This window comes from Actinoallomurus vinaceus (genome assembly GCF_039542055.1).
Taxonomy (GTDB): Bacteria; Actinomycetota; Actinomycetes; order Streptosporangiales; family Streptosporangiaceae; genus Actinoallomurus; species Actinoallomurus vinaceus.
Map to the genome: position 1 here is coordinate 377723 of NZ_BAABHK010000003.1, position 22077 is coordinate 399799.

General features: G+C 71.0%; 16 protein-coding genes. 10 read left to right on the top strand and 6 right to left on the bottom strand.

Annotation, left to right across the window (positions count from 1 at the left end; genetic code table 11):
- Positions 1 to 40 precede the first annotated feature (40 nt).
- From ABEA24_RS12785 to ABEA24_RS12795, 3 genes are all read left to right on the top strand, one after another.
- Positions 41 to 1450, top strand: a complete 1410-nt coding sequence (locus tag ABEA24_RS12785; protein WP_345430968.1) for a class F sortase — start codon at positions 41 to 43, stop codon at positions 1448 to 1450.
- Between the two features lie 104 nt (positions 1451 to 1554).
- On the top strand, positions 1555 to 3534 hold the full coding sequence (locus ABEA24_RS12790) for a WD40 repeat domain-containing serine/threonine protein kinase (RefSeq protein ID WP_345430969.1): 1980 nt from the start codon (positions 1555 to 1557) through the stop codon (positions 3532 to 3534).
- A 203-nt stretch (positions 3535 to 3737) separates the two neighbouring features.
- Positions 3738 to 3893: a hypothetical protein gene (locus ABEA24_RS12795; RefSeq protein WP_345430970.1), complete on the top strand. Its 156-nt coding sequence runs from the start codon at positions 3738 to 3740 to the stop codon at positions 3891 to 3893.
- Here ABEA24_RS12795 and ABEA24_RS12800 read toward each other — a convergent pair.
- Positions 3882 to 5048 (bottom strand): aldose epimerase family protein, encoded by a 1167-nt coding sequence (locus ABEA24_RS12800; RefSeq protein ID WP_345430971.1) that lies wholly within the window; start codon positions 5046 to 5048, stop codon positions 3882 to 3884. The two genes, ABEA24_RS12795 and ABEA24_RS12800, sit on opposite strands and share 12 nt — an antisense overlap.
- A gap of 259 nt (positions 5049 to 5307) precedes the next feature.
- On the opposite strand from ABEA24_RS12800, the gene ABEA24_RS12805 reads away from it, so the two are divergent.
- Positions 5308 to 6102: an IclR family transcriptional regulator gene (locus ABEA24_RS12805; protein ID WP_345430972.1), complete on the top strand. Its 795-nt coding sequence runs from the start codon at positions 5308 to 5310 to the stop codon at positions 6100 to 6102.
- Positions 6103 to 6280: 178 nt separating this feature from the next.
- Positions 6281 to 8314, top strand: a complete 2034-nt coding sequence (locus ABEA24_RS12810; RefSeq protein ID WP_345430973.1) for a beta-galactosidase — start codon at positions 6281 to 6283, stop codon at positions 8312 to 8314.
- A gap of 68 nt (positions 8315 to 8382) precedes the next feature.
- Here the strand turns inward: ABEA24_RS12810 and ABEA24_RS12815 are convergent, their stop codons facing one another.
- From ABEA24_RS12815 to ABEA24_RS12825, 3 genes are all read right to left on the bottom strand, one after another.
- Positions 8383 to 9696 carry an ABC transporter substrate-binding protein gene (locus ABEA24_RS12815; RefSeq protein ID WP_345430974.1) on the bottom strand — a complete coding sequence of 438 codons (1314 nt, stop codon included), beginning with the start codon at positions 9694 to 9696 and terminating at the stop codon, positions 8383 to 8385.
- Between the two features lie 91 nt (positions 9697 to 9787).
- Entirely contained in the window at positions 9788 to 10726 is a 939-nt protein-coding gene (locus ABEA24_RS12820) for a carbohydrate ABC transporter permease (RefSeq protein ID WP_345430975.1), read from the bottom strand.
- A 3-nt stretch (positions 10727 to 10729) separates the two neighbouring features.
- A complete protein-coding gene (locus tag ABEA24_RS12825) occupies positions 10730 to 11641 on the bottom strand; it encodes a carbohydrate ABC transporter permease (RefSeq protein ID WP_345430976.1) in 912 nt (303 codons plus the stop codon).
- Positions 11642 to 11882: 241 nt separating this feature from the next.
- Here ABEA24_RS12825 and ABEA24_RS12830 point away from each other — a divergent pair, with 241 nt between their 5' ends.
- A complete protein-coding gene (locus tag ABEA24_RS12830; protein ID WP_345430977.1) occupies positions 11883 to 12974 on the top strand; it encodes a LacI family DNA-binding transcriptional regulator in 1092 nt (363 codons plus the stop codon).
- 860 nt (positions 12975 to 13834) lie between these two features.
- On the opposite strand, the gene ABEA24_RS12835 is transcribed toward ABEA24_RS12830, so the two are convergent.
- The gene (locus tag ABEA24_RS12835; RefSeq protein ID WP_345430978.1) at positions 13835 to 15031 is read right to left on the bottom strand and encodes a lactate 2-monooxygenase; all 1197 of its coding nucleotides are present in this window, start codon (positions 15029 to 15031) and stop codon (positions 13835 to 13837) included.
- 118 nt (positions 15032 to 15149) lie between these two features.
- Here ABEA24_RS12835 and ABEA24_RS12840 point away from each other — a divergent pair, with 118 nt between their 5' ends.
- Positions 15150 to 16211, top strand: a complete 1062-nt coding sequence (locus ABEA24_RS12840) for an Lrp/AsnC family transcriptional regulator (protein WP_345430979.1) — start codon at positions 15150 to 15152, stop codon at positions 16209 to 16211.
- A 104-nt stretch (positions 16212 to 16315) separates the two neighbouring features.
- Positions 16316 to 18505, top strand: coding sequence for an alpha-galactosidase (locus ABEA24_RS12845; RefSeq protein ID WP_345430980.1), 2190 nt, complete (start codon positions 16316 to 16318; stop codon positions 18503 to 18505).
- A gap of 15 nt (positions 18506 to 18520) precedes the next feature.
- On the opposite strand, the gene ABEA24_RS12850 is transcribed toward ABEA24_RS12845, so the two are convergent.
- On the bottom strand, positions 18521 to 19231 hold the full coding sequence (locus tag ABEA24_RS12850; protein ID WP_345430981.1) for a GntR family transcriptional regulator: 711 nt from the start codon (positions 19229 to 19231) through the stop codon (positions 18521 to 18523).
- A 182-nt stretch (positions 19232 to 19413) separates the two neighbouring features.
- Between ABEA24_RS12850 and ABEA24_RS12855 the strand changes: the two genes are divergently transcribed.
- Entirely contained in the window at positions 19414 to 20706 is a 1293-nt protein-coding gene (locus ABEA24_RS12855) for an alpha-L-fucosidase (RefSeq protein WP_345430982.1), read from the top strand.
- Positions 20693 to 22054 carry an ABC transporter substrate-binding protein gene (locus ABEA24_RS12860; RefSeq protein WP_345430983.1) on the top strand — a complete coding sequence of 454 codons (1362 nt, stop codon included), beginning with the start codon at positions 20693 to 20695 and terminating at the stop codon, positions 22052 to 22054. Before ABEA24_RS12855 ends, ABEA24_RS12860 begins: the two co-directional genes overlap by 14 nt.
- Positions 22055 to 22077: the final 23 nt, after the last annotated feature.

Sequence of the window (22077 nt, forward strand, 5' to 3'; positions counted from 1 at the left end):
CCCGCGCCGGTCGCGGGCGCGAGCCGTCAGGAGGCCGTTCATGACCACCCGCCCCCCGCAGCCGTCCGGCCGGAGCCTCTTCGGGCGCGGCGCCGTCCTCGTCGCCGTCACCGTCTTAGGCGTCGCGCTGCCGGGGTCGTCCTCCGCGCTCGCCGCCCCGGGCGACGGCTACCTCCGGCTCGCACACCTGTCACCGGACACGCCCGCCGTCGACGTCTACCTGTACGAAGAGGGACGGACCACGCCGCGTCTGGTCCTGAAACACGTGGGCTACGGCGACCTCTCGCCGTACCAGCGGCTCAGCGGCGGCGCCTACACCGTCGCGATGCGGCCCGCCGACGCGGCGGCGTCCAGCCCGCCGGTCCTGTCGGCCCGCGTCCGCGTCCGCGCGCGGGAGGCCTACACCGTCGCCGGCCTCGGCCCGTACAAGGGAATCACGCTCAGGGTCCTGGACGACGCGCTCGCCGTGCCGCCCGGACGCTCGGCGCTGCGCGTCATCGAGGCGTCGCTCAAGCGGCCGGCGGTGACCGTCACCGCCGACGACCGGCCGCTCGCCGACGGCCTCCGGTTCCCCGCCGTCACCGCGTACCGCCCGATGCGGGCGGGCACGACGACCGTTCGCGTCGCGAGCGGGTCCGGGACTCCGCTGACGGCACGGCTGTCGCTGCGCCCCGGTTCCATCCACACGCTCGTGGTTCTCGACGGGCCGTCGGCGCCCCGGCTGCTCGACCTGCGCGACGCCACGGCGCCGCGCCGGACGCCGCGCGGGAGCGTCGAAACGGGCCTCGGCGGCCTCGCCGGGCCGGTCGCACCGCCGTCGTGGGCGACCTCCGCCCGGCTGATCCCGCTGCCCGGCGGTCCGCCGGCCGAAGCCCAGTCGCCCGGAGCCCCTTCGCCCGCCGCGCCGCGGGCCGAGACTCCGCCGGCCGCCGTCAGGCCGACCGCCGGGAAGCCGCCCGCGGACCTCTCCCCCATCGTCCCTCCGACCGGCGGCCGGACGGGCGCGTACGCCGAGCCGGTCATGCTGCGGATTCCCGCCCTCGGTGTGCGGACCCTGCTGGAGCGGTTGTCGACGGACCCGCAGGGCCGCCTCCGGCCGCCTCGGGACCCCGCGCGCGCCGGGTGGTTCGGGGACGGCATCCGTCCGGGCGCTCCCGGGCCCGCCGTGATCGCGGGGCACGTCGACTCCCGTACCGGCGCGGCCGTCTTCACCGGGCTGGGGTCTCTGCGGCCGGGCGACCGGATTCAGGTCACCGACGCGAGGGGCCGGGTCGCGGCCTTCACGGTCGACCACGTGCGGTCGTACCCGAAGACGGACTTCCCGACGGAGGACGTCTACGGGGCGACCCCCGACCCGCAGTTGCGCCTCATCACCTGCGGCGGCGCCTTCGACCCGGCGTCGGGACACTACCGGCGCGACGTGGTCGTGTACGCGAGCCTCGCCCCGTGAGGCCCGACCGCCGGCCGTCGCCGCTGCGGCGGCCGGCGGCCCTCCGGGGAAGACGGGCCCAAAGCCCCTATCTCCCAGGCCTCGGCGACGGTTATCGTCCTGACATGCCGGAAGGCCGAGGGCGGCTGATCGCCGGGCAGTACCGTCTCATCGAGCAGGTCGGCCGTGGCGGCTTCGCGGTGGTGTGGCGGGCGCGTGACGAACGCCTGGACCGCGACGTCGCCGCCAAACGGCTGTTCCTCCCCTCGTACTTCACCGAGGAGCAGCGCACGGAGCAGCGCCGGCGCACACTCCAGGAGGCCCGCTCGGCGGCCCGGCTCGACCACCCCGGCGTCGTCACCATCCACGACGTCGTCGAGGACGGCGACGATCCGTGGATCATCATGGAGTTCGTCGACGGGCGGTCACTCGGGGAACTGGTCCGGGCGGACGGCCCGCTCCCTCCGGAGCGGGTCGCCGACATCGGGCTGCAGTTAGTCGACGCCCTGCGCGCCGCGCATCGGGCCGGCGTCCTGCACCGCGATGTCAAGCCCGGCAACGTCCTCGTCGCGGAGCGCCGGGTGGTGCTCGGGGACTTCGGGCTGGCGACCGTGGAGGGCGACCCCGGGCTCACCCAGTCGGGCGTCGTCATGGGCGCCCCCGCCTACCTGGCGCCCGAGCGGGCCCGCGGCGAGCCCGCCGTCCCCGCGTCGGACCTGTGGTCGCTCGGCGCCACGCTGTTCTACGCCGTGGAGGGGCACCGGCCGTTCACCGGGCCGAACACCAACGCGGTGCTGCACTCCATCGTCACCGACGAGCCGGCGCCCGCGCCGCACGCGGGCCCGCTCGCCCCGATCCTGGACGGCCTGCTCCGCAAGGACGTCTCCGACCGCCTCGGCGCGGCCGCGGCGGCGGAGCTCCTGGCGGCGATCGCCGGTCCCACGCGGCCCCTCCTCGGCGGGGCGCACGCCGAGGGGCCGGACCCGGGCACCCTGCCGGCCGCGGGTCACCGCGGGCACGTCGCGCGGTCCCGCCACCGGTCCTGGGCGTCCCTCCCCGAGACGACCCGTCCGCAGCGTTCCCTGCATGGTGCGCGCACGTGGCACGGACGCCATCTCGCGCTGCTGGTGGCCGCGCCGGCGGCCGTCCTGGCACTCACCCTGCTGACCGTGCCCGACCAGCCGCACGACGTCGCACGGCGTTCCCGGCCGCTCCGGCGTCCGGCGAGCACGGCTCCGCGGCTCGCCGCCGCAATGACGGCGGGCTCGGGCGAGATCTACACCGTGGCGTTCAGCCCGGACGGGCACACCCTCGCCGCCGGCGGCGCGGACCACTCCGTACGGCTGTGGAGCCTGCCCGACCGGCGGCTGACGGCGACCCTCACCGGCCACGCGTACGCCGTGTTCACCGCGGCGTTCAGCCCGGACGGACGCACCCTGGCCACCGCGGGGTACGACGGCAAGGTGCTCCTGTGGAGCGGCGACGGGCGCACGCGCCTCGCGACCCTGGACACGCACGGCAACAGCGTCAGCGCGCTGACCTTCAGCCCGGACGGCGGGGTCCTCGCGAGCGCGGGCGACGCCGTCCGTCTCTGGAGCGTCCCGGACCACCGCTCGGCCGGCGCGCTGCCCACCCGGGGCGAGAGCCTGTTCACCGCCGCCTTCGCCCCGCACGGGAGCACCCTGGCCACCGCCGGGACCTGGGCCATCCGGCTGTGGGACACGGCGCGGCCCGGCAGCCCCGTCATCGTGACCCGGCTGACGTCACTCGTCGTCGGGATGGCGTTCAGCCCCGACGGCCGGCTCCTCGCGGCCGGCGGCTACGACGGCCGCGTCCGCCTGTGGGACGTCGTGACCCACCGGCTCGTCGCGTCCCTGCCCGGACTGCCCGGTCGCGTCAACGGCGTGGCCTTCAGCCACGACGGCCGGCTCCTCGCCTGCGCGGGCGGCGACAGCGTCCTGCTGTGGAACGCCCTGACCCGGACCCCCGTCGCCACGCTGACCCCGCGGTCGGGCGTCGTCGACGCCGTCGCCTTCTCCCCCGACGGCAGGACGCTCGCGACGGCCGGCGACGACGCGACCGTGCGCCTCTGGAACCTCGGCTAGGTCCAAAACCGCGGGACGGGGATTTCGAGACAGGCCCTGGACACAGGTGCGCCCGGAGGCCTTCGCGGAAGGGGACTCCGGGCGCACGATGATCCGGTGGTCGCCGCTCACGGCGTGCGGCCGGACCGGGACTCGAGGCCGAGCCCGGGAAGGACGATACCTCCGGGCTGCGGCGCGACGTGAACACCAGGTCGGAGCTCAGCGTGAGCACCAGGTCGGGACTCAGCGTGAACACCTGGTCGGGGCTCAGCGTGAACACCGGGCCGGGACTCAGCGTGAACACCTGGTCGGGGCCCAGCGTGAACACCGGGCCGCCGCTCGACGCGGTCGGCCCGGTGTCCGCGGGGTCAGTGGGCTGACAACGAGTAGACCGTCGAGGTGCGGTACGTCTGGCCGGGGCGCAGGACGGTGGACGGGAAGTTCGCGTGGTTCGGCGAGTCGGGGAAGTGCTGGGTCTCCAGCGCGAAGCCGTCTCCCTGCCGGTACTGCCGGCCGCTCGTGCCGTACAGCGTGCCGTCGAGGAAGTTGCCCGAGTAGAACTGGATGCCCGGCTGGTCGGTGTACATCTTCAGCACCCGGCCGCTGGTCGGCTCGCTGACCTCCGCGGCGAGGCGGAAGCCCGAGCCGCCCAGCACCCAGTTGTGGTCGTAGCCCTGGCCGTACGCGAGCTGCTGGAAGTTGTTCCGGATGCGCGCGCCGATGGGCGTCGGCTTCGTGAAGTCCATCGGCGTGCCGGCGACCGGGGCGAGCTGCCCGGTCGGGATGAGGGTGGAGTCGACCGGCGTGTAGCGGTTCGCGTTGAGCAGCAGCCGGTGGTCGTAGATGCCGCCGGACCCCTCACCCGCCAGGTTGAAGTACGAGTGGTTGGTCAGGTTGACGATCGTGGCCTTGTCGGTGGTGGCCCGGTAGTCGATGCGCAGGTTGTGCCCGCTGAGGGTGTACGTCGCGCTGGCCTTGAGCGTGCCCGGGTAGTTCATCTCGCCGTCCGGGCTGGTGTAGTCGAGCCGCAGCGAGACGGAGTCCTTGCCCTTGCCCGGCGTGGCGGTCCAGACCTTGGTGTCGAAGCCCTTCGGACCGCCGTGCAGGCTGTTGCCGTTGTTGTTCAGCGGCAGGTGGTAGGTCGTGCCGTCGAGCGTGAAGGTGCCCTTGGCGATGCGGTTGGCGTACCGCCCGATCAGCGCCCCGAAGTACGGTCCCGGGTTGTTCTTGGCGACGTAGTCGTCGAGCTTGGCAAAGCCGAGGACGACGTTGGTGCGGTGTCCGTGCCGGTCGGGGGCGTCGAGCCGCTGGACGATCCCGCCGTACGTGATGATCTTGACGCTGATGGCGTTGCTGCTGAGGGTGTAGCGCCAGACCTTCGTGCCGTCGGAGAGAGTGCCGAACAGGTCCTTGGAGATGGTCGGCTTCGACGCCGCCTCGACGTTGGCCGCCGGGAGGACACCGGTCACCAGCGCGGCCAGCGCGGCCAGCGCGGCCATGCCGATGAGGCGGGATTTCGTTGGGCGGAGGGGCACGAGTGCTCCTTTCTTCGGCCCTGGGGCCGGAATGCGCATCCGCCGCCCGCCCCCGATCAGGCGGTCTTCGATGTGCCGTTGTCATGGAGGCTGCGAGAAGGCCGCCGGCCTGCCCCGCACGCAGACCGTCCCACCCTGTTCGATATTTCGAACGTTGTCCGAGGCCTGCGGGCAGACGCTAAATTCCGCCGCGATGCGCTGTCAAGAACACGGCACTAAGCTGTTCGGCATTTCGTACGGGGTCCGAAAGGTGGCGGGGATGGGACGTGCGGTACCGGCGGTGACTCGCGCCCTGGACATCCTCGAGCTGTTCCTCGAACGCCCCACCCTGTCCGCACCGGAGATCACCGAGCGCCTCGGGCTCCCCCGCACGACGGTCCACGAGCTGGTCACCACGCTCGCCGACCGTGCGTACCTCATCCCGGTGTCCGGCCAGCCGACGCGCTACCGGCTCGGCATGCGGCTGTTCCAGCTCGGCAGCGTCTTCGCCGACCAGCTGGACCTGGCCCATGAGGCCCGGGAGGGCGCCCAGCGGGTCGCCGCCGAATGCGACGAGACGGTCCACGTCGCGGTCCTCGACGGCACCGACGTCGTCTACATCGCCAAGGTCGACAGCACCCACCCCGTCCGGATGGTCTCGGCCGTGGGACGCCGCCTGCCCGCGCACTGCACCGGCGTCGGCAAGATGCTGCTGTCCGGCCTGCCGCCCGAGCGCCTGGACGCCATCTGCCCGCTCGACGGGGAGCTGGCCGGCATGACCGCCCGCAGCATCACCTCGCCCGTACGGCTGCGAGCGCACCTGGAGGAGATCCGGCGCGACGGGCTCTCCTACGACGAGTGCGAGTCGAACGACGCGGTGTTCTGCGTCGCCGCCCCCGTCTACGACCACACGGGCGACATGGTCGCCGGGATGAGCATCTCGGTGCCCAGCATCCGCTGGGACGACCGGCGGCGCGAGGAGTGGAGCGGCCTGGTCCGCCACGGTGCGGCCACGCTCTCACAGCGGCTCGGTCACCGCCCTCCGCCGAGCCGGGACTCCGGCGCGGCGACCTGACGGCCCGCGGCCAGAGCGCCGAAGCGGTCCCCCGCCGCCCTGCGATCCCACCCGACCATCCCTTGCGAATGCCAGATCTTGACGGCGTTCGGGCGACCTGCGAGCATGCGCATGTTTACGTAAACATTCGTTCTGTCGCCGGTCGTGCGGATGACCGCTCCCGGTGCGAGGAGTGCAGGTGGTCAACAACCCATCGCCCCGGTGGCTGCGGTGGCCCGTCGGCGTCCGTCCCGGGCTCGCCTTCGGCGCCGACTACAACCCCGAGCAGTGGCCCCGGGAGGTCTGGCGGGAGGACGCACGGGCGATGAACGCCGCCGGCGTGACCGTCGTAGCGCTGGCGATCTTCTCGTGGGCACGTCTCCAGCCCGCCGAGGATCGATGGGACTTCGGCTGGCTCGACGAGGTCATGGACCTGCTGCACGAGCACGGCATCGCGGTGAACCTGGCCACCGCCACGGCCTCGCCGCCGCCGTGGCTGACCACCGCCCACCCCGAGATCCTCCCGGTCGACCAGGAGGGGCGCACCCGGTGGCCGGGGGCGCGTCAGCACTGGCGGCCGACGTCCCCGGTCTTCCGCGAGCACGCGCTCGGCCTCGTCCGGGCGATGGCGGACCGGTACAAGGACCACCCGGCCCTGGCCGCCTGGCACGTGTCGAACGAGCTGGGCTGCCACAACATCTACGACTACTCCAATGACGCGGCGCGGGCCTTCCGTACGTGGCTGCGGCAGCGGTACGCCACGGTCGACGCGCTGAACGCCGCCTGGGCGACGAGCTTCTGGTCGCAGCACTACGGCGACTGGGAGCAGGTCCTCCCACCCCGCCTGGCGGCCCCGTCATCCTTCCCCAACCCGGCCCAGCAGCTCGATTTCAAGCGGTTCTCCTCCGACGCGCTGAAGGAGTACCTGCGCGCGGAGCGCGACCTCCTGCGCGAGGTCACGCCCGACGTTCCGGTGACGACCAACTTCATGGTCATGGACGGCATCACCGGCATGAACTACGCCGACTGGGCCGCCGAGCTCGACTTCGTGTCGAACGACCACTACGTGATGCCCGGGCCGCAGGGGCAGGACGAGCTGTCGTTCTCGGCCAACCTCACCGGCAACCTGACGCCGGGCCGCCCCTGGTACCTGATGGAGCACTCCACCAGCGCGGTGAACTGGCAGCCCGTCAACCGCGCCAAGCCGGACGGGGCGATGGCGCGCGACTCCCTCACGCACGTCGCCCACGGCGCCGACGCGGTCTGCTTCTTCCAGTGGCGGCAGTCCGCGGCCGGGGCGGAGAAGTACCACTCGGCGATGCTGCCGCACGCCGGGGAGGACAGCGCGGTGTTCCGCGCGGTCTGCGACCTGGGCGCCGCGCTGCGGGACCTGGCTCCCGTGGCCGGGGCGCCGCGCAAGCCGGCGCGCGCGGCGATCCTGTTCGACTGGCAGTCCTGGTGGACCGCCGAGCTGGACTCCCATCCGTCGTCGCTGCTGCGCTACCGCCAGGAGGCGCTGGACTGGTACTCGGCGTTCCTCGCCGAAGGGGTACGCGCCGACGTCGTCCCGGCGGGACACCCGCTCGACGGCTATGACCTGGTGGTGGCCCCGATCCTGCACGTGGTGCCCGCTCCCCTGGCGGAGCGGTTGCGCGCGTACGTGACGGGCGGCGGGCACCTGGTGACCACCTATTTCTCCGGCATCGTCGACGAGAACGACCGGGTGTGGCTGGGCGGCCATCCGGGTGCGCTGCGCGACCTGCTGGGCATCCGGATCGAGGAGTTCGGGCCGCTGCCGGACGGCGAGAGTGCCGACCTCGACAACGGGGGCGTCGGCACGCTGTGGACCGACCGGATCGACCTGACCGACTCGGCCGTCGAGGTCCTCGCCTCGTACAAGTCCGGTGAGCAGGCGGGCCGTCCCGCCGTCACGCTCCGGCGTACGGGCGCGGGCTCGGCGGCGTACGTGTCGACCAGGCTCGGGCCCGAGGGGTTGCGGCCGGTGCTCGCCGACCTGCTGGAGGTCGCCGGCGTGCGCGGCGAGCTGCCCGCGCCGCTCCGCGGACGGGTCGAGCTGGCGGTGCGCGCCACCGACGACGCCGAGTTCTGGTTCCTCATCAACCGGACCACCGGCTCCGTCGACCTCGAGGACGTCGACGGACAGGTGCTGTACGGCGGTGACGGCCCGGCGCTCGGACCCCGTGGGGTCCGCGTCCTGCGTCGTCCCCGATGACCGGTGGCCCCGTATCCGCCGGCTCTCGGCGGATACGGGGCCAGATCACGGTCGGCCGACCGGCCGGGTCACTTCATCGTGAAGCCCTGCTGCTTCCCATACTCGACCGACTTCTCCTGCCACGCCTTCAGGCCGTCCTGGAGGGTCGTGCCGCTGATGTAGGCCTTGCCGGCGGTGTCGTTGAAGATGCTGTTGGCGTAGACCTGGAAGGGCAGGTACGACCAGCCGGGGGCGACGTTCTTGGCGGACTGCGCCAGGACCTCGTTGATCTTCTGGCCACCGAAGTAGTCCGAGGTGGTGTTCAGGAAGTCCGGGGACTGCAGGGTGGCGGTCGTGGCGGGGAAGGCCCCGGCGTCCACTCGCAGCTTCACGCCGTCGTCGATGTTCGCGAACTTCAGGAAGCCGTAGGCCAGCTTCTTCTGCTGGCTGGCGGCGGTGACGGTCAGCGAGCTGCCGCCGTTCTCGGCGGTGACGTTGCCGCCGGCCTGCCACTGCGGCATGGGGGCGACCCGCCACTTGCCCTTGCCGGCCTTGACGCCGGTCTCCATGTTCGCGGGCATCCAGGCGCCGATGACCAGGCTGGCGATGCTGCCGTCGCCCATGCCCTTGAACCACGCGTCGCTCCAGGACTCGACCGGGGCGACCAGCTTCTTGCTGATGAGCTGCTGCCAGGCCGTGGTGTACTTCTGCGTTCCCGCGTCGCCGAAGTTCACCGAGACGTTGGTGCCGTCGACCTTGTACGGCCGGCCGCCGGCCTGCCAGATCATGCTGGTGGTGAACCCGGCGTCGCCGACGTCGTTGGTGAGGTACTTCTTGGGATCGGCCGCGTGCAGCTTCTCCGCCGCCTGGATGTACTCGTCCCAGGTGGTGGGCACGTTGATCTTGTACTTGTCGAAGACGTCCTTGTTGTAGAACAGCGCCATGGGCCCGGAGTCCATCGGCAGGCCGTAGATGGCCTTGCCCTGGTGCACGGAGTTCCACGGGCCGGGTGAGAACGTCCCGCTCAGCTTGTCCGCGCCGAAGCCGGTGAGGTCGTCCAGGGACTTGCCGAGCGCGAACTGCGGCAGAGCGAAGTACTCGATCTGCGCGACGTCGGGGATGCCGGACTTGGCGCTGATGGCGTTCTGCAGGGCCTTGTACGCGTCGTTGCTGGTGCCGGGGTTGACCAGCTTGACCTTTACCTTCGGGTACTTGGTCTGGAACGCGGTCACGACCTGCTTGAGCGTCGGCTCCCACGCCCACACCGTGATGGAGCCGCCGGCGCTCAGCGCGGCCTGGACGTCGGCGTCGGAGACAGCGCCGGACTTGCCAGATGAATCGGACTTGGAATCGCTTCCGGAGGAGCCGCAGCCTGACGCACCGAGCGCCAGACTGGCGGCCATCGCGATTCCTGACAGGAGCAGACGACGGCGACCGAATGTCATGGAGGGGGTCCTTTCACTGAGAGGCGAGGAGAGGAATCGTGGCGGTCGGTCAGCCCTTGACGCTGCCCGCCGCAAGACCGGACTGCCAGTACCGCTGGAGCAGCAGGAACGCCGCGATCAGCGGCAGGATCATGAGCAGCGAACCCGTGATGACCAGGTTGAAGACGGCCTGCGCGCCGGCGGTGTGGGCCTGCGCGGCCCACCGGTTCAGGCCGAGGGTGAGCGGATACCAGTCGGGGTTCTTGAGCATGATCAGCGGCAGGAAGTAGTTGTTCCAGGTCGCGACCACGTTGAACAGCAGGACGGTGACGATCCCCGGGCCCAGCAGCGGCAGGCCGATGCGGAAGAACGTGCGGAACTCGCCGGCGCCGTCCACCCGCGCCGACTCCAGCAGCTCACGCGGGATCGCCTCAGTCGCGAACGTCCACATCAGGTACAGGCCGAACGGCGAGACCAGCGACGGGATGATGATCGACCACGGTGTGTCGGTCAGGCCCATCCTGGCGAACATCAGGAAGGTCGGCACCGCCAGCGCCGTGCTGGGCACGGCGACCGCGCCGAGCACGAGGACGAACACCAGGCGCTTGCCGGGGAAGAAGAACTTGGCCAGGCCGTAGCCGCCCAGCGCGGCCAGGACGGTCGCGCCTCCGGCGCCCACCACCACGTACAGCAAGGTGTTGAGCAGCCACCGGGTGAAGATCCCTCCGTTGTAGGTGAAGGTCTCCCGGACGTTGCTCCACAGCGAGAAGTCGCCGGCGAACCACAGGCCGAACGAATGGAACAGGCCCTCCTGGCTCTTGGTCGCGTTGATCACCAGCCAGAGGAGCGGGACCAGGCTGTAGAGCAGCACGATCGAGGTCAGCGCGGTGAGCAGGGGACTGCGTCTGCCGCGGGGCGAGGTCCGGTGCCGGACGATCAGTGGCTTCCGGCGGGATCCTTCGTGCCGGGCCCGGGGAGCCGTCGGAGTCGTGGTTCCGGTGGTGGCCATCGGTCAGACCGCCTTCCGCATGCCGCGCACCTGCACCAGGTAGGCGATGACCACGGTGATGACGCCCATCACGATGGCCACGGTCGCCGAGTAGTTCTGCTGCTGCCCCGAGAACGACAGCGAATAGGCGTAGAAGTTGGGGGTGTAGTACGTCGTGATCACGTTCGGCGCCAGGTGCTTGAGGATCGCCGGCTCGTTGAACAGCTGGAAGGTGCCGATGATCGAGAAGATGGTGGCGATCAGCAGCGCGCCCCGCAGTGCGGGGATCTTGATGGCCCACACGATCCGCACCTGCCCGGCCCCGTCGATCTCGGCCGCCTCATAGAGCGAGGCCGGTACGACCTTGAGCGCCGAGTAGAAGATCAGCATGTTGTAGCCCACGAACTCCCAGGTCACGATGTTGCCGATCGACGCCAGGAGCAGATGGGCGGACAGCGGGTTCGGCAGCGAGAGACCGAAGGCGTCGTTGATGTCGCTGACCAGCCCGAACTCGGAGCCGTACATGTAGCTCCACATCAGCGTGGCGACGACGGCGGGCACGGCGTAGGGCAGGAACACCGAGACCCGGAAGAACGCCTTGCCGTACAGGCGTCCGCTGTCGATGGCCAGGGCGACGAGCAGGGCGATGAACAACATGATCGGCACCTGCACGACCAGGAACAGCGCCATCCGGCCGAACGAGGACCAGAACTGCGGATCCGACAGAGCGGTCCGGTAGTTGTCGATCCCGACGAACGTGGTCCCCCCGATCAGCCTCGTCTGGAAGAGGCTCAGGTAGATCGAGTACCCGAGCGGAGCCAGGAAGACCAGGGTGAACATGGCCATGAAAGGCCCGACGAACTGCCATCCGCGCCAGGAGCGACGGCCACCGGGTCGCCGGACCCGGGTCGTCACCACTGCCTGTGCTTCCGCCATGGTGAACCTCCTGCGCCGGGTCCCGCCCGCCCGGATGTTACCGGTAACATCCCCTTGCCACCTGCGATCTCGGCGGTGGACGTGACAGCGAAAGGGTGACGACGAAGAAACGATGTTTACGTAAACTTATCGCGGTATCGTGGCACCCGTCACAGCGGTCGTCAAGGGTCCGAGAGGGCCGTCCCGACCCCGCACCCTCGGCTTCGGCGCTGCCGAAACGGTTCAGAAGGAGCAGCCGCCGATGAGTTCGTCGACTCCCGACGCCGGTGAGTCCCGGCACGACGACCCTCCCACCGCGCCGGTCGGACGGCGACGCAAGCAGCGCGTGTCCATGGCCGACGTGGCCCGCCTCGCGGGTGTCTCCTCCCAGACGGTCTCCCGGGTCGCCAACGGCCATTCGAGCGTCGTCGAATCGACGCGGGACCAGGTCCTCGAGGCCATGCGCACGCTGGGTTACCGGCCCAACAGCGCGGCGCGGGCGTTGAAGTACGGCGAGTTCCGCACGATCGGCGTGATCCTCTTCAGCCTCAGTTCGACCGGTAACTCCAGGACCCTCGAGGCCATCGCCACGCACGCGGCCGCGGAGGGCTACGCGATCACGTTGATCCCCGTCGCCGCCCGGACCCAGGACCACGTCCAGGGGGCCTTCACCCGTCTGGGCGAGCTCGCCGTCGACGCGGTGATCGTCATCATGGAGGCGCACCTGCTCGACACCGTGTCGTTCACCCTCCCGCCCGACGTCCACGTCGTCATGGTCGACTCCGACGCCGGCGACCGGTACAGCGTGGTCGACACCGACCAGGCCGACGGCGCCCGCCAGGCGGTCCAGCACCTGCTGAACCTCGGGCACCGTACGGTGTGGCACGTCGCCGGCCCGGCGGAGTCGTTCGCCGCCGAGCGCCGCACCGCGGCCTGGCGGAAGGTCCTGGAGTCCGCCGGGAGGGAAGTGCCCCCCGTACGGCGCGGCGACTGGTCGTCGGAGTCGGGATACCGGATCGGGCTGGAACTCGCCGACGAACCGTCCTGCACCGCGGTGTTCGCCGCCAACGACCAGATGGCCGTCGGCCTGCTGCGCGCCTTCGGCGAGAAGGGACGGCGCGTGCCCGCCGACGTCAGCGTGGTGGGCTTCGACGACGTCCCCGGCACCGCCGCCTGGTTCGTCCCGCCGCTGACCACGGTGCACCAGGACTTCGCCGAGGTCGGCCGCCGCTGCGTCCAGGGCGCCCTCGACCAGATCCGGGGCGGCCGGCATCCGGCCCCCGGCACGACCCTGGTCCCCACCCGCCTGGTCGTCCGTCAGAGCACCGCCCCGCCTCCGACCGGCAGCGAGTGAGGCGGCAGGGCCGGCGACCGCGGCACGCCGACAGCACGCTCGGTAAAGGCCGAGGTCTCGGTGGTCGCTCGCAGCTATTGTCCTTTTCGCGGCCACGACTACTGGGCATTCGGTACGTGACTTGCGTCATTTATCGCGAATGACAGGGAAGTCGCAATAGTGTTTGATATTGTATATCCGATCATAAAACCAGCCTTACATTTTTCGCCAAACCGGCCCCTGGCCTGGGAATAGGCCGAATCCCTGGGTAATTCATGAAGGCGTGGCGACGCCGGTAGCAAGCCGCCGGCCTGCCAAAACTCACATTCAGGGGGAAATATGAGGCTTAAGAAAATGGCTCTTGCCGGCACCGTGCTGGCGACCGTGACCATCGGAGTCGCAGCGCCCGCCTTCGCGGCGACACAGGCTGCTCCGCAGGCGGCCCAACCGCAACCGCCGCGGCCACGTAAGGTCGAAACTGCTCAGCAGGCGGCTCAACCGCAAGCGCCCCGGCCGCGTAAGGTCGAGGCTGCGCGGCAGACGGCTCAACCGCGACCGCCCCGGCGGCGTGAGGCGAACGCCACCCAGGAGGCGCAGCAGAGTCGCTCTGCCAGCGCCACGAGACCGACGGACGACGAGCTCCCTCAGAACGCCGCCTCGCAGATACAGGGAAACCGCCAGGTCCCGGCGTTGAGGGCGCCGGAGGACGACGAGTTCCTTCAGAATTTCGCCTCACAGATCCAGGGAAGCGAATCCACCCCCGCCCTCGTGGGGGACCAGGACTGACGAGCAGACGCTTCCGGGGCGGTCCGAGCATGCACGCGCCACTCGGCGCCAAGGGCACTGACGGTGTCGCTCCCGCCGGCCCCGGGGCCTGCCCGTCACGCGACGGGCTGCAGTGCTTCCCGGTTGAGGTCCTCGAGGGTGGGGTAGCCGTCGACGGCCATGATCAGGTCGGCTTCGGCCAGGAGTGAGCGCAACACGTGGACGATGCCGTCGGTGCCGCCGAGGGCGAGGCCGTAGGCGTAGGGGCGGCCGATGCCGACGGCGGTGGCGCCCAGAGCGAGGGCCTTGATGATGTCGGCTCCGCTGCGGATGCCGGAATCGAACAGGACGGGCAGCCCGCCGGCGGCCTCGACCACGGCGGGGAGCAGGTCGAGGGCGGGCAGTCCGCCGTTGGCCTGCCGGCCGCCGTGGTTGGAGCAGTAGATGCCGTCCACGCCGTTGTCCTTGGCGCGGCGGGCGTCGTCGGGGTGGCAGATGCCCTTGACGATCAGCGGCAGGTCGGTCAGGGAACGCAGCCAGGGCAGGTCCGCCCAGGTGAGGGGGTTGCCGAAGAGCTGCGCCCACGTGAGGACGGCGGCTCGGGGGTCTTCCTCGGGGGGGCGCTGCAGGCGGGAGCGGAAGACGGGGTCGGAGGTGTAGTTGGCCAGGCAGTGGCCGCGCAGCTGGGGGAAGTTGCCGGTCGACAGGTCGCGCGGGCGCCAGCCGGTGATCCAGGTGTCCAGGGTGACCACGATGCCCTTGAAGCCCGCCGCCACGGCGCGGTGGACCAGGCTCGCGGCCAGGTCGCGGTCGGTAGGGGTGTAGAGCTGGAAGAAACCCGGGGTGCCGCCGAACTCCATGGCCACCTGCTCCATCGGGTCCACCGAGAGCGTTGAAGCGACCATGGGCACGCCGGTGCGGGCTGCGGCCCGGGCCGTGGCCAGGTCGCCGTACCCGTCCTGCGCGCACAGGCCGATCACACCGACCGGCGCCATGAACACCGGGGAGGGCAGCCTCATCCCGAACAGCTCGACGGACAGGTCGCGCTCGGCCGCGCCGACGAACATCCGGGGAAGCAGCCCCCAGCGTTCGAACGCCGCGACGTTGGCCCGCTGGGTCCGCTCGTCGCCGGCGCCTCCGGCGACGTAGGACCACACCGACGGCGCGAGTGCCTGCTGCGCGCGGGCCTCCAGTTCCGCGTAGGTCATCGGGAAGCGCGGCATCACGCCGCCGAGCCCGTTTGCGTAGATCTCGTCCTGGTAGGAGCCGAACGCCGTCTGGTCGTTCTGGTCCTGGTGAGAGCCGAACGTCATCGTCTTCGCCGTTTCGCTCGCGGGCGCTGCCGTCTGCCGCGCCCCTGCACCACCAGAGTGCGAGACTGTCCAGCAAGGGCCCCAAAAACGCAGCAAACTCGCAAAAGGGTGGGCTGAGGTGCAGAATGACGTCAGAATGCTGAGCGAGGACGATCTCGTCCTGATCAACGCCCTGCAGCTCAACCCGCGGGCCTCCTGGAGCGTGCTCGGCGCCGCGCTCGGGGTGGACGCGGTGACTGTGGCCAGGCGCTGGAGCCGCCTGTTCGACCGCGGGGAGGCCTGGGTGGGCTTCTCACCCGGCCGGCAACTGCTCGACCAGGTGTGCGTCGCCTTCGTCGAGATCGACTGCGCCCACGGCGACACCGCCGATGTCGTCCGTACCCTTGGCGGCCATCCGCACGTGGTCACCATCGAGCGCACCGCCAGCGGGTACGACCTGCTCGCCACCGTGGCCACCGCCGACCTGGCCGCCATGTCCCGCCACACCCTCGACGTCCTGCCCACGATCCAGGGCGTGAGAGCGGTCCGGGCCCGGATCGTCACGCACATGTTCACCGAAGGAGGCCGCTGGCGGATCGCCGCGCTCGCCCCCGGCGAACGCGCCCAGCTCACCGCGACCACCGCACCCCCGCCCGACGACCAGGGTCCGCGCCAGATCACCCCCACCGACCGGGCGATCCTGGCCCACCTGGCCCGCGACGGCAGAGCCTCCTACCGCTCCCTGGCCGCCGCCCTGGACACCAGCGCCTCCACCGTGAAACGGCGCATCGACCAACTCACCAGACTCGGCCTGCTACGCCTACGCTGCGACTTCGCCCGCCCGCTCGGCGGCTGGGCCGTCGCCGCGACCTTCTGGGCCAAGGCGCCACCGGCCGACCTGCCGGAGATCGGCCACGCCCTGATACGGCTGCCCCAGACCAGGAACTGCGCGGCGGTCAGCGGCCCGAACAACCTCGTGGTGCAGGCGAGCCTGCACTCGCTGGCAGACGTGCCCCGCTTCGAGACCCAGCTCGCATCCGTGCACCCCGCGGTGGACATCACCGAGCGGGTGATCACCCTGCGGCACGAGAAACTCCTGGGCCATCTTCTGGACCCGTACGGCCGCTCAACCGGCGTCGTCCCACCTGACGTCTGGTCCGACCCCGCCAATCCAGTCGTCGCCGAGGTCCTGCGATCCTGAGCCAGGTCGGTGGTCCCGGTCGGAGTGACCCGGGACCGCTGCCCGATGTCCGTCCGGAGAGGCGGCGCCGGGTGACGGCGCCGGGGTGGTGAAGAGGCTTGATCATGGATGTCCCGAACGTGGTTCAGCTGCGCGCGGCGGGTACCGCCGTGGTCGTGGAGCTGACCGGCACCGTCCCCAGGGTGCTGCACTGGGGCGAGGACCTCGGTGAGCTGTCCGACGACGGGTGCGCGGCGCTTCTTCTCAGCGCCGAGGCCTCGGTCCTGAACAACGCGCCCGACGTACCACGGCGCTTCTCCGTCTGGCCGACGGAGGCGGAGGGCTGGTCGGGCACGCCCGCGCACGAGGGACATGTCGACGGCACCGCGACCTCTCCCCGGCCGCGCCTCACCGGCGCACGGCACCGGACGCTCCCGGGAGGCGGCGCGGAACTCGTCGTCGACCTCGCCGACGACGTCTCCGGTCTCGACATCGTGCTCACCTACCGGCTCGACGCGTCCGGCGTGCTGGCCGTCGACGCGGCGCTGACCCGTACGGCCGGGGGCGCGGGGCGCTACCAGGTTGCGGGCGTCTCGACCTTCCTGCCCCTGCCCGGGCGGGCGGCCGAGCTGCTCGACTTCACCGGGAAGTGGTGCCGGGAACGCGCACCGCAACGCCGGCCGCTGGACTTCGGCGGCTACGCCCGGGAGATCCGCCGGGGCAAGCCGGGCCCGGACTCGCCGTACCTGCTGGTCGCCGGCGTGCCGGGATTCCGGTTCCGGACCGGGGAGGTGTGGGGCGTGCATGTGGCGTGGAGCGGCAACCAGCGGTACCTGGTCGAGCGGCCGCCGGAGGGCGCCGGGGTCCACGCGTCCGCGCTGGGCGGTGGAGAGCTGCTCAGACCGGGTGAGATCGCCCTCGGCCCGGGTGAGACGTACCGTACGCCGGTCTGCTACTTCGCCTGGTCCGACGGTGGTCTGGACGGGCTCGCCGGTCGCTTCCACGACCTGCTGCGGGCTCGCCCGCAGCACCCGGCCAGGCCGCGCCCCCTGACGCTCAACACGTGGGAGGCCGTCTACTTCGACCACGATCTGGAGCGGCTCCTCGCGCTCGCGGACCGCGCGGCCGAGGTCGGGGTCGAGCGCGTGGTGCTCGACGACGGCTGGTTCCGCGGGCGGCGGGACGACACGGCCGGTCTGGGCGACTGGTTCGTGGACGAGAACGTGTGGCCGAACGGGCTGGCGCCGCTGGCCGACCACGTCCACGGCCTGGGCATGGAGTTCGGGCTGTGGGTGGAGCCGGAGATGGTCAACCTCGGCTCCGAGCTCGCCCGTGCCCACCCGGACTGGGTCCTCGGGCCGGCGTCGGGGCTCGGCCTCGGCTTCCGGCACCAGTACGTGCTGAACATCGCCGCCGAGGAGGCGTGGGCGTATCTGCTGGACCGCCTGGACACGCTCGTCGGCCGGTACTCGATCGACTACCTGAAGTGGGATCACAACCGTGATCTCCTCGAGGCCGTGTTCGGTGACGCCGGAGGCGCAAACCGTCCCGCCGTGCACGCGCAGACGACCGCGCTGTACCGGCTGCTCGACACGCTCAAGACGCGGCACCCGGCCCTGGAGATCGAGACGTGCGCCGCCGGCGGCGGGCGGATCGATCTGGGGATCCTGGCCAGAACGGACCGCGTGTGGGCCTCCGACTGCAACGATCCGGTCGAGCGCCAGGCGATCCAGCGCTGGACGGGCCAGCTGATCCCGCCCGAGCTCATCGGCTCGCACGTCGGGGCGGAACAGGCGCACACCACGGGGAGACTGACCAGCGCGTCGTTCCGCCTGGCCACCGCGCTGTTCGGGCACGCGGGCATCGAGCAGGACCTCACCCGCTGCTCCGCGGAGGAGCTCGGCCGGATGGCCGCCTGGGCGGCGATGTACCGCGAGTTTCGCCCGCTCCTGCACCAGGGCCGGGTGGTCCGCGCCGACACCGAGGACGAGGCGACCCTGCTGCACGGTGTCGTGTCGCGTGACGGGACCGACGCGCTGTACTGCTGGGCCCGGACGGTCACGTCCGCCGCGGGCCAGTCCGGCCGGGTACGCCTCCCCGGTCTGGCGCCGGACCGCGACCACGTTGTGCGGATCAGGACCGACCTGGGGCCCCCGTCGATGCACCACATCGCCGCTCCCGCGTGGGCCGACCGGGCGATGCGCGACTGGGTCCCCTTCCCCGGCGCCGTCCTTGCGCGCGCGGGACTGCCCATGCCGACTCTCGACCCGCAGCAGGCCATGCTCATCGAGGTACGACCGGCCGATCCGCGTTAGCGGGCACCGGGCGTGTCATTCGCGGTAGGCGCTCTGCAGGCGCGATCGTGACGACTCGAGGTGGTCGCGCATGGCCGCCTTCGCCGCCTCTGGATCCTTCCGCTCGATGGCGGCGAGCACCACCCGGTGCTCCTCGATGGCTGGACCGGCGATCCCATGGCGGAAGTAGAGCCGGTAGCTGTGGGTGTGCGCGCGGAACCTGCGCAGCGTGTCGGCGATGAGGGGACTGCGACTGGCCTGCGCGATCGCGTTGTGGAACTCGGCGTCCAGCTCCGCGAACCCGCGGTACGCCTCGTAGGTGTCGCCGTGCAGCGTCGGCGCCATCTCTTCGACGGTGCGGCGCATCTCGGCCACCTCGTCCGGGGTCGCGTGCCGGGCGGCGCGGGCGGCGGCCGCCGGCTCGAGCAGGAGGCGGACGTCGTAGAGGTCGTCCAGGCCCTCCTGGTCGAGGAGGGGCGCGACGAGGTATCCGGCGTTCGGCCGGCGTACGACGAGCCCCTCCGACTCACAGCGTGCGAGGGCCTCACGGACGGGGGTCTGGGACACCTCGAGCCGGCGTGCGAGCCCGTCGATGGACAGCCGCGCGCCGGGCTCCAGATCGTGGTCCATCAGCAGCGTCTTCAACGCCTGGAACACCGATTCACGGACGCTGACCTTGGCCGGCTCGGCCGCGCCCGGGTCGGCTCCGCCGTCAGCGTGTCCGGACGGCGCCGGCTCACTCATCATGCCTCCCACCTCGACGATGTCCGAGATCGCGCAGCGGGCACCGATTCGCCGGTACGGCGCGGCCACCGCTGCGAAATCCTCGCGGCCACTGGTTGACATGTGGCGGAACGGACCTGCATCCTCATCAAATCGTATCGTATCCGATTTCGGGAGCCCTCCCCCTGGACGCAGAGGACGACCTCGTGACTCTTCCGGAATGGTTCAGCCAAGCGGGCTTCGGGCTGTTCGTCCACTGGGACCACGCGAGCAGGCAGGGCCTGGAGATCGGGTGGCCGCTCGTCGGCAAGTCGATCCTCCCCGGCCGGACGGAGCCGGAGGCCGACGTCACGGTCGCGGAGTACCAGTCGAGCGCGGCGGAGTTCGACCCCCGGCGCTGGGACCCGCGGGCGGTCGCCCGGCTGGCCCGCGACGCGGGCGCCCGCTACGTCGTCTTCACCGTCCGCCATCACGCCGGCTACTCGATGTACCACACGCGGCACTCGGAGTTCTCCGTCGAGGCGTCACCGTACGGGCGCGACATCACCCGCGAGTTCTTCGACGCGTTGCGGGCCGAGGGTCTCCGCGTCGGCGTCTACTACTCCCTGCTCGACTGGAACCACCCGGACTACCCCGCGTTCACCGACGCCGACCGCCCCTACCCGTACGAGCGGTACCGCCGGCCCTCGCCGGAACAGTGGGCGCGGTACATCGACTACGTCAAGGGACAGCTGACCGAGCTGCTCACCGAGTACGGCCCGATCGACCTGCTGTGGTTCGACGGCGAGTGGGAACGCACCGCCGAGGAGTGGCACGCCGCGGAGCTGCGCGAGCTGATCAAGTCGCTTCAGCCGGACGTGATCATCAACGACCGGCTGCCGGGCCAGGGCGACTACGCCACCCCCGAGCAGGGCATGCCGCGCCGGCCGCCGGCCGGCCCGTGGGAGCTGTGCCTCACCATGAGCGAGAGCTGGGCGTACCGGCCCGACGACCTGGACTACAAGAGCCCGCGGATGCTCGCCGGCTACCTGAGCGAGGTCGTGTCCCGCGGCGGCAACCTCCTGCTCAACATCGGACCGCGAGGCGACGGGTCGCTCGTGCCCACCGAGGTCGCCACGCTCAAGGCCCTCGGCGCCTGGCTGGCAGGTGCCGGCGAGAGCATCATCGGCGCCGGGCCGGCGCCCGAGCGCCTCGACTTCCACGGCCCGGCCACCCGGCGGGGTGACCAGATCTATCTGCACCTTCTGCTCCGCCCGCAGGACGACGTCCTCATCGTCCGCAACGTCCCGATCGGTTCGGTCACCGGCGTGCGCCTGCTCGGCACCGAACAGCCGCTGCCGTACGCCGTGAACGAGGAGGTGCACAAGGCGAACGGCGCCGACGACGAACCGCTCGGCGAGCTGTTCATCACCGTGCCACCGCCGACCGGCGCGCTCATCGACGTCATCGCGATCGAACTGTCCCCCTCCCCCAAGGACGAGTCACGTGCGAATCACTAGAACCCCCAGGGCGACCCGGTACACCGCGGTCGCCGGTGTCCTGCTCGCGGCCGCCGCCCTGCTCCCGGCGTGTGGCACCGGTCCCGGCGCCTCGTCCGGCGATGGGAAGTCGCTCCGGGTGCAGATCCCGACCGGACCGATGGCCTCCGCCATGCAGCAGGTCGGCAAGGACTTCGAGAAGGCCAACCCCGGCACCAAGGTGACGTTCGAAGGGGTCGACTCCAACAGTTCGCGCGGCCCGAACGTCGCGCTGCTCAGCTCGACCGCCACCCCGGACATCGGTTATCTGCAGCGCAGCACCGGCGTCTGGTCGGCGCTGCTGAAGAATCACCAGCTGACCCAGATCGACGACGTCTGGACGGCCGCCGGCCTCGCGAGCAAGTATTCCAAGAGCCAGACCGCCTACTACACGACCGACGGGCACCACTACGGCGTCCTCTACGAGGAACTGCTGATCGCCCCCGTCTACTACAACAAGGCGGCCTTCGCGAAGGCGGGCATCCCGGACCCCGCCGACCACCAGATCGCGTCCGTCGCCGACTTCGAGGCCATGGTGGGCCGGCTCAAGACCGCCGGCTACCAGGGCTTCGGCGTGGGCGGTTCGAGCCCGTACGACCTGGGCCACACGCTCGACGCGCTGCTGCCCACCGCGGTGACGCCCGAGCAGTACGCCGCCATGCTCACGAACTTCAAGCCGGGCTCCCCCACGGACGTCAAGTACACCGATCCGGGCTTCGTGAAGGTCCTGCAGACGATCCAGGACTGGCAGCGCAAGGGCATCTACCAGAAGGGGATGCTCGGCATGGACACCACGCAGGCCCAGGCGCTGTTCACCAGCGGCAAGCTCGCGATGCTGCAGGGCGGCAACTACTCCTACGCGGATCTGAAGGCGGCCAAGCCGTCGTTCGACATGGGCTGGTTCCTGCTGCCCTCGCTCACCCCGGGCCGCAAGACGCCGTTCAACGCCTTCAACGGCGACACCCTGGTGATCCCGGCGAAGGCCGCGAACCCGGCCCTGGCCAAGAAGTTCCTCCAGTTCTTCATGACCGACAAGTACCAGGTCAGCGTCGTCGCCGGCGGCGGCTCGCTGCCCGTGTTCACCTCGATCCGGCCCTCGAGCCTGTCGAACCTCGGCGACCTGGTGCAGCAGCAGTTCGAGCTGTCGCAGTCCGTCGGACTGGTCAACATCTGGGACTCCACCGTGCCGTCCACGCTCGGGCAGGCGTTCGCGGTGCCGGTGCTGCAGAAGCTCGCGGCCGGCAAACTGAGCCCGCAGCAGGCGGCGCAGCAGTTCCAGACGGCGCTGGAGAGCCTCCAGTCCGGCAAGGTGTCGGGGGCCTCGGACTGATGGCCGCCCACGGAGTGACCCCC

Bases quoted from the DNA above. Each gene is read 5' to 3' on its own strand.
- ABEA24_RS12785 (WP_345430968.1), top strand. From the start codon at position 41: ATGACCACCCGCCCCCCGCAGCCGTCCGGCCGGAGCCTCTTCGGGCGC.
- ABEA24_RS12790 (WP_345430969.1), top strand. From the start codon at position 1,555: ATGCCGGAAGGCCGAGGGCGGCTGATCGCCGGGCAGTACCGTCTCATC.
- ABEA24_RS12805 (WP_345430972.1), top strand. From the start codon at position 5,308: ATGGGACGTGCGGTACCGGCGGTGACTCGCGCCCTGGACATCCTCGAG.
- ABEA24_RS12815 (WP_345430974.1), bottom strand. From the start codon at position 9,696: ATGGCCGCCAGTCTGGCGCTCGGTGCGTCAGGCTGCGGCTCCTCCGGA.
- ABEA24_RS12820 (WP_345430975.1), bottom strand. From the start codon at position 10,726: ATGGCCACCACCGGAACCACGACTCCGACGGCTCCCCGGGCCCGGCAC.
- ABEA24_RS12825 (WP_345430976.1), bottom strand. From the start codon at position 11,641: ATGGCGGAAGCACAGGCAGTGGTGACGACCCGGGTCCGGCGACCCGGT.
- ABEA24_RS12830 (WP_345430977.1), top strand. From the start codon at position 11,883: ATGAGTTCGTCGACTCCCGACGCCGGTGAGTCCCGGCACGACGACCCT.
- ABEA24_RS12835 (WP_345430978.1), bottom strand. From the start codon at position 15,031: ATGACGTTCGGCTCTCACCAGGACCAGAACGACCAGACGGCGTTCGGC.
- ABEA24_RS12845 (WP_345430980.1), top strand. From the start codon at position 16,316: ATGGATGTCCCGAACGTGGTTCAGCTGCGCGCGGCGGGTACCGCCGTG.
- ABEA24_RS12850 (WP_345430981.1), bottom strand. From the start codon at position 19,231: ATGATGAGTGAGCCGGCGCCGTCCGGACACGCTGACGGCGGAGCCGAC.